12 protein-coding genes are annotated in these 12,077 nt (G+C 60.4%); 11 read left to right on the top strand and 1 reads right to left on the bottom strand.

Annotation, left to right across the window (positions count from 1 at the left end; genetic code table 11):
- The first annotated feature begins 54 nt into the window (after positions 1–54).
- From tilS to ispD, 6 genes are all read left to right on the top strand, one after another.
- Positions 55–1,383, top strand: coding sequence for a tRNA lysidine(34) synthetase TilS (gene tilS, locus M5G18_RS25910; RefSeq protein ID WP_273896384.1), 1,329 nt, complete (start codon positions 55–57; stop codon positions 1,381–1,383).
- A 274-nt stretch (positions 1,384–1,657) separates the two neighbouring features.
- Positions 1,658–3,289, top strand: a complete 1,632-nt coding sequence (locus M5G18_RS25905) for a CTP synthase (RefSeq protein WP_007954805.1) — start codon at positions 1,658–1,660, stop codon at positions 3,287–3,289.
- Positions 3,290–3,294: 5 nt separating this feature from the next.
- The gene (gene kdsA, locus M5G18_RS25900; protein ID WP_007954807.1) at positions 3,295–4,140 is read left to right on the top strand and encodes a 3-deoxy-8-phosphooctulonate synthase; all 846 of its coding nucleotides are present in this window, start codon (positions 3,295–3,297) and stop codon (positions 4,138–4,140) included.
- Positions 4,141–4,296: 156 nt separating this feature from the next.
- Positions 4,297–5,586, top strand: a complete 1,290-nt coding sequence (gene eno, locus M5G18_RS25895) for a phosphopyruvate hydratase (protein ID WP_007954808.1) — start codon at positions 4,297–4,299, stop codon at positions 5,584–5,586.
- 171 nt (positions 5,587–5,757) lie between these two features.
- Positions 5,758–6,036, top strand: coding sequence for a cell division protein FtsB (gene ftsB, locus M5G18_RS25890; RefSeq protein ID WP_003222158.1), 279 nt, complete (start codon positions 5,758–5,760; stop codon positions 6,034–6,036).
- Entirely contained in the window at positions 6,033–6,740 is a 708-nt protein-coding gene (gene ispD, locus M5G18_RS25885; protein ID WP_273896385.1) for a 2-C-methyl-D-erythritol 4-phosphate cytidylyltransferase, read from the top strand. The genes ftsB and ispD overlap by 4 nt, the downstream gene beginning before the upstream one ends.
- Here the strand turns inward: ispD and M5G18_RS25880 are convergent.
- Entirely contained in the window at positions 6,737–7,633 is an 897-nt protein-coding gene (locus tag M5G18_RS25880) for a LysR family transcriptional regulator (protein ID WP_007954817.1), read from the bottom strand. The genes ispD and M5G18_RS25880 overlap by 4 nt on opposite strands.
- Before the next feature lie 115 nt (positions 7,634–7,748).
- Here M5G18_RS25880 and M5G18_RS25875 point away from each other — a divergent pair, with 115 nt between their 5' ends.
- Genes M5G18_RS25875 through surE form a run of 5 tightly spaced genes read left to right on the top strand, consistent with a single transcriptional unit; the run spans position 7,749 to position 12,071 of the window.
- Entirely contained in the window at positions 7,749–8,861 is a 1,113-nt protein-coding gene (locus M5G18_RS25875; protein ID WP_007954819.1) for an S-(hydroxymethyl)glutathione dehydrogenase/class III alcohol dehydrogenase, read from the top strand.
- A 55-nt stretch (positions 8,862–8,916) separates the two neighbouring features.
- Positions 8,917–9,762, top strand: a complete 846-nt coding sequence (gene fghA, locus M5G18_RS25870; protein WP_273896386.1) for an S-formylglutathione hydrolase — start codon at positions 8,917–8,919, stop codon at positions 9,760–9,762.
- A gap of 43 nt (positions 9,763–9,805) precedes the next feature.
- Positions 9,806–10,279 carry a 2-C-methyl-D-erythritol 2,4-cyclodiphosphate synthase gene (gene ispF / locus M5G18_RS25865; protein WP_007954821.1) on the top strand — a complete coding sequence of 158 codons (474 nt, stop codon included), beginning with the start codon at positions 9,806–9,808 and terminating at the stop codon, positions 10,277–10,279.
- On the top strand, positions 10,276–11,334 hold the full coding sequence (gene truD, locus M5G18_RS25860; protein ID WP_273896387.1) for a tRNA pseudouridine(13) synthase TruD: 1,059 nt from the start codon (positions 10,276–10,278) through the stop codon (positions 11,332–11,334). Before ispF ends, truD begins: the two co-directional genes overlap by 4 nt.
- Entirely contained in the window at positions 11,322–12,071 is a 750-nt protein-coding gene (gene surE, locus M5G18_RS25855) for a 5'/3'-nucleotidase SurE (RefSeq protein WP_085748122.1), read from the top strand. Before truD ends, surE begins: the two co-directional genes overlap by 13 nt.
- Positions 12,072–12,077 lie beyond the last annotated feature (6 nt).

The following is a 12,077-nucleotide window of genomic DNA, read 5'->3' as shown; positions in this document are numbered from 1 at the left end:
ACCGCTTTCGCGAGCAAGCCCGCTCCCACATTTGGTTTGTGAAAAGGTAGAAAAATGGGTCAGCCCTCGATTGATTTGCCTTCCAGGCTTCTGCGCAATCTCAAGCCCTGGCTCTGTGCTTCCCATTGGCGCATCGCCTTCTCCGGTGGCCTCGATTCCACTGTTCTGCTGCACCTCCTGGCCAATCTCGCCAAAACCGAATCCCTTCCAACGCTAAGTGCCATCCATGTCCATCACGGCCTTCAGGCAGCGGCCGACGCGTGGCCGGCGCACTGTCAGGCTGTCTGCGATGAACTGGCGGTGCCGTTGCAAGTGGTGCGTGTGCAGGTGCAGCCGGGGGCGAGTGTGGAGCGCGCGGCGCGGGATGCGCGCTATACGGCGTTCAGTGCGGCGACTCTGGCCAATGATGTGTTGCTGACCGGACAGCATCGCGATGATCAGGCTGAAACGCTGTTGTTTCGCCTGCTGCGTGGCGCCGGAGTACGTGGGCTGTCCGGTATGCCGGCCACGCGAGCGCTGGGGCAGGGCAGTCTGGTTCGGCCGTTGCTCGATGTTACGCGTGCAGAGCTGGAAGCCTATGCGCAGGGCCATGGCCTGCGTTGGGTCGAGGACCTGTCGAATCAGGATCGGCAGTTCTCGCGCAACTATCTTCGCCATCAGGTCATGCCGCTGCTGACCGGCCGCTGGCCTCAGGCTCACGCCAGCATGGCTCGCAGTACGGCGCATTTGCGTGAGGCGCAAGGCTTGCTTGATGAGCTGGCGCAAATCGATCTGGCTCAAGCGAGCTTGCCCATTGAGTTCGAGTGGCCTGGATTGCCATCACTGGAGTTTGCGGCTATCGCGAACTTGTCCGATGCCCGTCAGCGAAACGCGCTTAGTCACTGGCTTGAAGCTTTGACCCCACTGCCGGATACCGACCATTGGTCGGGTTGGACGGACCTGCGTGATGCCGGCAACGATGCCTCGCCGATCTGGCGTCTGGCGGATGGCGAGTTGCATCGAAGCGTCGGTCGCTTGTGGTGGCTCAGCGGGCAATGGCTACGCGCACCGGTGGTCAGCGGCGACTGGCACGAGCCGTCGCTGGCGCTACGCTTGCCCGATAACGGACGTGTCATGTTCATCGGCCAGACTCCCGCCGGGCCGCTGCAAATCCGCTATCGGCAGGGCGGCGAGGTGATGCATCTGGCGGATCGCGGCCATCGCGATCTCAAGCGCCTGCTCAATGAGCGCGCGGTGCCGGGGTTTGTGCGTGGCAGATTGCCGCTGCTGTTTCGCGGTGAAGAATTGCTCGCCGTGGCGAACCTGCCGGGGCTCGACGGCAATGCGCTGGAAGGCTGGCGATTGCATTGGCAGCCTTTGGACGAAGATCAAGGTTTGAGATGAAGGGGGCATTCCGGTAGACTACGCTCCCTTCTTGATACAACTTCTGTGGATTCGCCTGAATTGCAGGAGTTGCCGATTACCAAGCAGTCTTTGCTGGGCGATTCCAAAAAATGTGTAGCGAGCAACGTACCGGTGTTTTCACTTCCGGTCTGTCCCAACGCGGCGGTTTTTTTGAAAGGTGCACTGTGATTAATGCAGGTGATCGGGGGCTTCGGCCTTCCTTCGCTTTCCCCGGCGGCTCGGACCGCTTTAACGCAGACTTCTAGGGTTTTTCATGACGCGCTACATATTCGTCACGGGCGGTGTTGTTTCTTCTTTGGGGAAAGGCATTGCATCGGCTTCATTGGCGGCCATCCTGGAGGCGCGGGGGCTTAAGGTCACCATGCTGAAGCTGGATCCGTACATCAACGTCGACCCGGGCACCATGAGCCCGTTCCAGCACGGTGAAGTGTTCGTCACCCACGACGGCGCCGAGACCGACCTGGACCTGGGCCACTACGAGCGGTTCATCCGCACGACCATGACCCAGAACAACAACTTCACCACCGGCCGTGTCTACGAGCACGTGCTGCGCAAAGAGCGCCGTGGTGACTACCTGGGTGCAACCATCCAGGTGATTCCGCACATCACCGACGAAATCAAGCGTCGCATCATCAAGGGCGCCGGCGATGCCGACGTGGCCCTGGTGGAAATCGGCGGTACCGTTGGCGATATCGAATCGCAACCGTTCCTCGAAGCCATCCGCCAACTGCGTGTGGAAGTCGGTTCCAAGCGCGCGATGCTGATGCACCTGACCCTGGTTCCGTACATCGCCACCGCTGGCGAGACCAAGACCAAGCCGACCCAGCACTCCGTAAAAGAGCTGCGTTCGATCGGCCTGCAGCCAGACGTGCTGATCTGCCGCTCCGACCATCCGGTGGATGTGTCGTCGCGTCGCAAGATCGCGCTGTTCACCAACGTTGAAGAGCGTGCGGTGATCTCCCTGGAAGACGTCGACACCATCTACAAGATCCCGGCCGTGCTGCACGCTCAGGGTCTGGACGATTTCGTGGTCGAGCGTTTCGGCCTGCAATGCAATGGCGCCGACCTGTCCGAGTGGGAAAAGGTCGTTGATGCCAAGCTGAACCCGGAGCACGAAGTCACCATCGCGATGGTCGGCAAGTACATGGAGCTGCTGGACGCCTACAAGTCGCTGATCGAAGCGATGAGTCACGCCGGCATCACCAACCGTACCAAGGTCAATCTGCGCTACATCGATTCCGAAGACATCGAGAACCAGGGCACTGCGCTGCTGGAAGGCGTCGACGCGATCCTCGTACCGGGCGGCTTCGGTCTGCGTGGCGTGGAAGGCAAGATCACTGCCGTTCAATACGCTCGCGAAAACAAGGTTCCGTACCTGGGTATCTGCCTGGGCATGCAGGTGGCGGTCATCGAGTTCGCCCGTAACGTGCTGGGCTGGAAAGACGCAAACTCCACCGAGTTCGATCGTGCCAGCGGCCATCCGGTTGTCGGTCTGATCACCGAGTGGGAAGACGCTACAGGTGCAGTCGAAACCCGTACCGAAGCGTCCGATCTGGGCGGCACCATGCGCCTCGGCGCTCAGGAATGCCTGCTCGAAGCCGGCTCCAAGGTGCACGACTGCTACGGCAAGGATGTGATTGTCGAACGTCACCGTCACCGTTACGAAGTGAACAACAACCTGCTGCCGCAAATCATCGAAGCCGGCCTGAAGATTTCCGGTCGTTCTTCCGATGCAGCGCTGGTTGAAGTGGTCGAAGCCCCGGATCATCCATGGTTCGTCGCTTGCCAGTTCCACCCTGAGTTCACCTCGACGCCACGCGATGGCCATCCGCTGTTCAGCGGCTTCGTCAAAGCGGCATTGGCTCAACACCAGAAGAAGGCGTAACCCCGATGGCACAGAAGATCATCCGCGTCGGCGACATCGAGATTGCCAACGACAAACCCATGGTGCTGTTCGGCGGCATGAACGTGCTGGAAAGCCGTGACATGGCCATGCAGGTTTGCGAAGAGTACGTGAAGGTCACCGAAAAACTCGGTATCCCTTACGTGTTCAAGGCCAGCTTCGACAAGGCCAACCGTTCTTCTGTGACCTCCTATCGCGGTCCTGGCCTGGAAGAAGGCATGCGCATCTTCCAGGACATCAAACAAGCCTTCGGCGTGCCGATCATCACCGACGTCCACGAGCCTGACCAGGCCGCGGTCGTCGCTGAGGTCTGCGACATCATCCAGCTGCCGGCCTTCCTGTCGCGCCAGACCGACCTCGTGGTCGCGATGGCCAAGACCAATGCCGTCATCAACATCAAGAAAGCCCAGTTCCTCGCGCCTCAGGAAATGAAACACATCCTGAACAAGTGCGTGGAAGCGGGTAACGATCAGTTGATCCTCTGCGAGCGTGGTTCGAGCTTCGGCTACAACAACCTCGTGGTCGACATGCTCGGCTTCGGCATCATGAAGCAGTTCGAGTACCCGGTATTCTTCGACGTGACCCATTCGCTGCAAATGCCTGGCGGTCGTTCCGACTCCGCCGGCGGTCGCCGCGCCCAGGTCACCGACCTGGCCAAGGCTGGCATGAGCCAGTCGCTGGCGGGCCTGTTCCTCGAAGCGCACCCGGATCCGGACAACGCCAAATGCGACGGCCCTTGCGCCTTGCGTCTGGACAAACTGGAGCCATTCCTGGCCCAGCTCAAAGCCCTGGACGAACTGGTGAAGAGTTTTCCGACGGTAGAAACCGCGTAAACCTCAATTCTCCGGTAAAGTACCGCACGATTTGTCGCTCATGCCCTCGGGTATGAGCGTTGTCGTCTGCAAGCTGCCCGCTGCACACCACTTGCCGACGGTAAAAAGATTTCCTCTAGCTGCGTCGTTTTCGTCAACTTTGGAGTGTTTACAACAATGGCAAAAATCGTCGACATCAAAGGTCGTGAAGTTCTCGACTCCCGTGGCAATCCCACCGTGGAAGCGGACGTGCTTCTCGACAACGGCATCATCGGCAGCGCTTGCGCGCCGTCCGGTGCATCCACTGGCTCGCGTGAAGCGCTCGAGCTGCGTGATGGCGACAAGAGCCGTTACCTGGGCAAGGGCGTGCTCAAGGCGGTAGCCAACATCAACGGTCCGATCCGCGATCTGCTGCTGGGCACCGACCCAAGCGACCAGAAAGCCCTGGATCACGCGATGATCAAGCTGGACGGTACTGAAAACAAAGCGACCCTGGGCGCCAACGCCATCCTCGCCGTGTCCCTGGCTGCGGCCAAGGCGGCTGCACAGGATCAGGACCTGCCGCTGTACGCTCACATCGCCAACCTGAACGGCACCCCGGGTGTGTACTCGATGCCGGTTCCGATGATGAACATCATCAACGGTGGCGAACACGCCGACAACAACGTCGACATCCAGGAATTCATGGTTCAGCCGGTTGGCGCCAAGTCTTTCTCGGAAGGTCTGCGCATGGGCACCGAGATTTTCCATCACCTGAAAGCTGTTCTGAAGGCCCGTGGCCTGAGCACTGCTGTCGGTGACGAAGGTGGTTTCGCGCCGAACCTTGCTTCCAACGAAGACGCACTGAAAGTGATCTCCGAAGCCGTTGCCAACGCCGGTTACAAGCTGGGCACCGACGTGACCCTGGCTCTGGACTGCGCGGCCAGCGAGTTCTTCGAAGACGGCAAGTACAACCTGTCCGGCGAAGGCCAGGTGTTCACCGCTGAAGGTTTCGCCGACTACCTGAAAGGTCTGACCGAGCGTTACCCGATCATCTCGATCGAAGACGGCCTGGACGAGTCCGACTGGGCTGGCTGGAAGATCCTCACCGACAAGATCGGCGAGAAGACCCAACTGGTAGGCGACGACCTGTTCGTGACCAACACCAAGATCCTGAAAGAAGGCATCGACAAGAAGATCGCCAACTCGATCCTGATCAAGTTCAACCAGATCGGTACCCTGACCGAAACCCTGGAAGCCATCCAGATGGCCAAGGCTGCCGGTTACACCGCCGTGATCTCGCACCGTTCGGGCGAAACCGAAGATTCGACCATTGCCGACCTGGCTGTGGGTACTTCGGCTGGCCAGATCAAGACCGGTTCGCTGTGCCGTTCCGACCGCGTTTCCAAGTACAACCAACTGCTGCGTATCGAAGAGCAGTTGAATGGCAAGGCCAAGTACAACGGTCGCAGCGAGTTCCGCGGCTGATAGCTACATGGTAAAAAGACACCGGATTGTGTCGGAAAAGTCGTGACAGCGATGGATTTGCCACTAATCTGATGCCTTATATGCACAAGCCTGGATATTCCAGGCTTCGTGCTATCAGATGCTTCAAAGTTTTGGCGTGGCTGTCTTTTTTCACTGGATACCTGATATTCGATGCGCAGTCCTTACTGGTTGTTTCTCGTTTTGCTCTTGCTGCTGGCCGGTCTGCAGTACCGCCTGTGGGTGGGCAATGGCAGTCTGGCGCAAGTCGCCGAGCTGAATCAGCAGATCGCTGATCAACACGCCGAGAACGAAGCCTTGCTGGAGCGCAACCGGGTGATGGACGCTGAAGTCAGCGAGTTGAAAAAAGGCATGGAGACCGTTGAAGAGCGGGCTCGTCACGAACTGGGCATGGTCAAGGACGGCGAAACCCTTTACCAGTTGGCCCAATGATCGATTCCCTGCCGGCCTTCTGGGCCGTGATTCCTGCCGCGGGCATCGGTGCCCGTATGGCCGCGGACCGTCCCAAGCAATATCTGCAACTGGGCGGGCGCACAATTCTCGAACACAGCCTCGGCTGTTTCCTCGATCACCCAAGCCTCAAAGGCCTGGTGGTCAGTCTTGCCGTTGATGATCCTTATTGGCCGAACCTGGCCAGCGCCAGCGATCCGCGAATTCAGCGGGTCGACGGTGGTGCCGAACGTTCCGGCTCGGTGCTCAACGCCTTGTTGCACTTGCATGCGCAAGGTGCCGACGACGAGGACTGGGTGCTGGTGCACGATGCGGCGCGGCCCAATCTGAGCCGTGACGATCTCGACAAATTGCTCGCTGAGCTGGCAACCGATCCAGTCGGCGGCCTGTTGGCCGTGCCGGCGAAGGACACCCTGAAACGGGTCGACAAACACGGTCGGGTGGTGGAAACCGTCGATCGCAGTGTGATCTGGCAAGCCTATACGCCGCAGATGTTCCGCCTGGGTGCGCTGCACCGGGCTTTGGCCGACAGTCTGGTGGCGGATGCAGTGATCACCGATGAAGCCTCGGCGATGGAGTGGGCCGGCATGGCGCCGCGCCTGATCGAAGGCCGCGCGGATAACCTGAAAGTCACCCGCCCTGAAGACCTTGAATGGTTGCGTCAGCGCTGGGTCAATCGTCGTTAAATCCGGTACTCCGGCCGTTCGGCCAAACCTTCCTTGAGAAAATCCACCAGTTTGCGCACCTTGGGCGACAAGTGCCGTTGCTGCGGATACAGCGCCCACACCGCTGTATTCGGCGGTTGATGCGCCTCCAGCAAAGAAATCAACGCACCGCTGTGCAGATGCTCCAGCACGTAATAGTCCGGCAACTGACACAGTCCGACGCCTTGTAGCGCCGCATCCAGCACCGCTTGCCCACTGTTGCAGCGCCAGTTTCCCTGCACCCGCTGGGAAAATTCCCGCCCGTTTTGCTCAAGCTGCCAGATGTCCGAGCTGCCGATCAGGCAGTTGTGTCGACCCAGTTCAGACAAGCTGTGTGGGCGTCCGTACCGTTCAAGGTAGGAAGGCGATGCACACAGATACATGCGTCGCGGTGCAAGGCGAGTCGCCACCAGCCGGGAATCCTGAAGACGCCCGAGGCGGATCGCCAGGTCCAGGCCTTCGTGCACCAGATCGAGTTGACGGTTGGTCAGTTCAATGTCGATGCGCAGTTGCGGGTAGTGCCCCATGAACCGGGTCACCAACGGCACGATGAAACGTTCGCCATACGCCACGGCGCAGGTCATGCGCAGCATGCCTTTGGGTTCGCTGGTCAGATCGCCGACTGCGCGCAACGCTTCTTCGCGACCGTCCTGCAAGCGCTGGCAATGTTGCAGAAAGGTCTGGCCGGCCTCGGTCAGCGTGACGCGTCGGGTACTGCGATACAGCAGTCGCGTCTGCAAACGCTCTTCCAGTCGTACGATTTGTCGACTGATGTGCGAGGAAGAAACGCCCAGGCGCTCGGCGGCAGCGGTGAACTGGCTGCATTCGGCAACGGCGACGAATTCGTCGATGCCTTCCCAGCGGTTTTCGGACATGGGGATTATCCCTGTATGGCAATAATGTTTTGCTTTTGCCCGGATTATTCATCAAGCGGCGCTGGACTACACTCCCTGTCTGGTTTTTATTCAATGGATTCACTGGAGAGTCAGCATGATCAAGTCGCGCGCCGCCGTTGCCTTCGAGGCCAAGAAGCCGCTGGAAATCGTAGAAGTCGATGTCGCCATGCCCAAGGCCGGTGAAGTGTTGCTGCGCGTGGTGGCTTCCGGAGTTTGTCACACTGACGCCTACACCCTGTCCGGCGCTGACCCGGAAGGTATCTTCCCGTCGATCCTCGGCCACGAAGGCGGCGCCATCGTCGAAGCGATCGGCGAAGGTGTGACCTCGGTGGCCGTCGGCGACCACGTGATTCCGCTGTACACCCCGGAATGCGGTCAGTGCAAATTCTGTAAGTCGGGCAAGACCAACCTGTGTCAGGCCATTCGCGCCACCCAGGGCAAGGGCCTGATGCCGGACGGCACTTCGCGCTTTTCCTACAAGGGCCAAACGATTTTCCACTACATGGGTACTTCGACCTTCTCCGAGTACACCGTGCTGCCGGAAATCTCCGTGGCCAAGATCTCCAAGGATGCGCCGCTGGAAAAGGTCTGCCTGCTCGGTTGCGGCGTGACCACCGGTATCGGTGCGGTGATCAATACCGCCAAGGTCAAACCGGGTGACACCGTGGCCATCTTCGGTCTCGGCGGCATCGGTCTGTCGGCCGTGATTGGCGCGGTGAAGGCCAAGGCCTCGCGCATCATCGCCATCGACATCAACCCGGCCAAGTTCGAAATCGCCAAGCAACTGGGTGCCACGGATTGCGTGAACCCGAAAGATTTCGATCGTCCGATCCAGGAAGTGATCGTCGACATGACCGATGGCGGCGTCGACTTCTCCTTCGAATGCATCGGCAATGTGCAACTGATGCGCGCAGCCCTCGAGTGCTGCCACAAGGGCTGGGGCGAGTCGGTCATCATCGGCGTGGCCGGTGCCGGCCAGGAAATCGCTACCCGTCCGTTCCAGTTGGTGACCGGCCGCGTCTGGCGTGGTTCGGCGTTCGGTGGCGTGCGTGGCCGTACCGAATTGCCAAGCTACGTCGACATGGCGCAAAGCGGCGAAATCCCGCTGGATACTTTCATCACCCACACCATGGGCCTGGAAGACATCAACAAAGCCTTCGACCTGATGCACGAAGGCAAGAGCATCCGCACCGTCATTCATTTCTGATCAATCGCGATGCCACGGCTGCCGATGTGCAGCCGTGGCTGCGTAGGAGTCCTACATGAGTCTGGAAAACATCTCCTGTCAGAAAAGTTTCGGCGGTTGGCACAAGCGCTATCGCCATCGTTCCGAAGTGCTGGGCTGCGACATGGTGTTCGCCGTGTACCTGCCGCCGCAGGCAGAGCAGGGCGGCAAGCTGCCGGTGCTGTACTGGCTGTCGGGCCTGACCTGCACGGACGAGAACTTCATGCAGAAGGCCGGCGCGATGCGCATGGCGGCAGAACTCGGCCTGATCATCGTGGCGCCGGACACCAGCCCCCGTGGCCCCGACGTACCGGGTGATCCCGATGGCGCGTGGGATTTCGGCCTCGGTGCCGGGTTTTATCTGAATGCCACGCAGGAGCCGTGGTCGCGGCACTATCGGATGCATGACTATGTCGTGCAGGAATTGCCTTCACTGGTTGAAGCGCATTTCCCGGCCTCGGACAAGCGCAGCATCAGCGGCCACTCCATGGGCGGTCACGGTGCGCTGGTCTGTGCGTTGCGTAATCCGGGTCGTTACCAGTCGGTTTCGGCGTTTTCGCCGATCAACAATCCGATCGACTGCCCGTGGGGCCAGAAGGCATTCAACCGCTATCTGGGCGAAGACCGTTCGAAGTGGCGCGAGTGGGATGCCTGTGCACTGATCGCCGAAGCGGACGAGAAACTGCCACTGCTGGTCGATCAGGGTGACCGCGACGATTTCCTCGCCACCCAGCTCAAACCCGAAGCCCTGCAACAAGCGGCAAAACAGGCGGGTCATCCGTTGACGTTGCGCCTGCAACCGGGCTACGACCACAGCTATTTCTTCATCGCGAGCTTCATTGACGACCACTTGCAGCATCACGCGCGCGCCCTCAAGGCCTAATGCAGGTAGAATCACGCCCTGACAAAATTCGGGGCGTTTTTTTATGCGTATTGGCCACGGCTATGATGTGCACCGTTTCGCTGAAGGCGATTTCATTACTCTGGGCGGCGTGCGAATCGCACACGGCTTCGGGCTGCTCGCTCACTCCGACGGTGACGTCCTGCTGCATGCCTTGAGCGACGCCTTGCTCGGCGCGGCGGCGCTGGGTGATATCGGCAAGCATTTCCCGGATACCGACCCGCAATTCAAGGGCGCCGACAGCCGAGTGCTGCTGCGTCACGTGGTCAGTCTGATCCACGCCAAAGGCTGGAAGGTCGGCAACGTCGACAACACCATCGTTGCCCAGGCACCGAAAATGGCCCCCCATATCGAATCGATGCGCGCGTTGATTGCCGCGGATCTGCAAGTAGAACTGGATCAAGTGAACGTGAAAGCCACCACCACCGAGAAGCTCGGCTTCGTCGGTCGCGAAGAAGGCATCGCCGTGCATTCCGTTGCCTTGTTGCTGCGCGCATGAACGAACTGCAACTGCTCGGCCCACGTGCCTATGGCGACGCCCTCGGCACCGCGGTACTGAAAGCCATCGCCGAAGATTTCCAGGTCGATGAAGTTCTCGACATTCCGTTCAGCGGTGACGGCGAGCACCTGTGGATCTGGGTGGAAAAGCGCGGCCTGAATACTGAAGAAGCCGCGCGCCGTATCGCCAAGGCGGCCGGTGTGCCGCTGCGTACGGTGAGCTATGCCGGTCTGAAGGATCGTCAGGCGCTGACCCGTCAGTGGTTCAGCGTGCAATTGCCGGGCAAGGCTGACCCGGACCTGTCGGCGGCGGAAAACGACACGCTGAAGATCCTCAAGACCACCCGCCACAAGCGCAAGCTGCAACGCGGTGCGCATTCGGCCAACGGTTTCACCCTGCGCCTGACCCAGTTAAATGGCGACAAGGCTGCCATCGACGAGCGCCTGCAACTGATCGCCAAACAAGGTATCCCGAATTATTTTGGTGCCCAGCGTTTCGGCCATGACGGTGGCAACGTCGTCGATGCCCGTTCGTGGGCCGCGCGCAAGGCGCTGCCGGAACAACGCAATGTGCGTTCGCGCCTGCTGTCGACCGCGCGCAGTTTTCTGTTCAATCAGGTGCTCGCGGCGCGGGTCGCCGATGGCACCTGGCAGCGTGCCCAGGTCGGCGATCTGCTGGCCTTCACCGACAGCCGCAGCTTTTTCCCGGCCGGTGAAGCCGAGTGCAGCGACCCGCGCCTGGCCATCCTTGACCTGCATCCGACCGGCCCGCAGTGGGGCGAAGGTGACTCGCCGGCGGCCGGGGTTGTCCATGATCTGGAGCAGGGGATTGCCGCACGCGAGGCGGATCTGCGCGATTGGTTGATTAATGCCGGTATGAGCCACGAACGTCGCATCCTGCGGCTGCCCATTGGCGGGTTGACGTGGCATTATCCCGAGCCTGACATTCTGCAACTGGAATTCGTCCTCCCGGCCGGATGCTTCGCCACCGTATTGGTGCGCGAACTCGTTGATCTGGTGCCGGTGGGGCAGACGGACAGCCCATGCGTATTCTGATTTCTAACGACGATGGGGTGACTGCGCCCGGTCTTGCCGCGCTTTATGCTGCGCTGGCGGATTACACCGAGTGCGTGGTTATCGCCCCGGAACAGGACAAGAGCGGTGCCAGCAGTTCGCTGACACTCGACCGTCCGCTGCACCCGCAATACCTGGCCAACGGCTTTATCAGCCTCAATGGCACACCGACCGACTGCGTCCATCTGGGACTCAACGGCTTGCTCGAACGCCAGCCGGACATGGTGGTTTCGGGTATCAACCTCGGTGCCAACCTGGGGGATGACGTGCTGTATTCCGGGACGGTGGCAGCCGCCCTCGAGGGCCGCTTTCTCGAGCGCCCGTCCTTTGCCTTCTCGCTGGTGTCGCGGCAGGTCGACAACTTGCCCACGGCCGCCTACTTTGCGCGCAAACTGGTCGAGGCCCATGCCGGGCTTGATCTGCCACCGCGCACGGTGTTGAACGTGAACATTCCGAATCTGCCGATCGATCACATTCGCGGCATTCAACTGACCCGTCTCGGCCATCGCGCCCGTGCGGCGGCACCGATGAAAGTCGTGGACCCGCGCGGCAAGGCCGGCTACTGGATCGCAGCGGCAGGTGACGCGGAAGATGGCGGGCCGGGCACCGATTTCCATGCGGTGATGCAGGGTTACGTATCCATCACTCCGTTGCAGCTCGATCGCACCTTCAATGATGCCTTCAGAAGTCTCGACGGCTGGCTGGAGGGGCTCAACTGATGGCTC

Origin of the sequence: Pseudomonas aphyarum (genome assembly GCF_028657055.1) — a bacterium.
Taxonomy (GTDB): Bacteria; Pseudomonadota; Gammaproteobacteria; order Pseudomonadales; family Pseudomonadaceae; genus Aquipseudomonas; species Aquipseudomonas aphyarum.
This window is presented reverse-complemented; position numbering and strand designations above follow the sequence as displayed.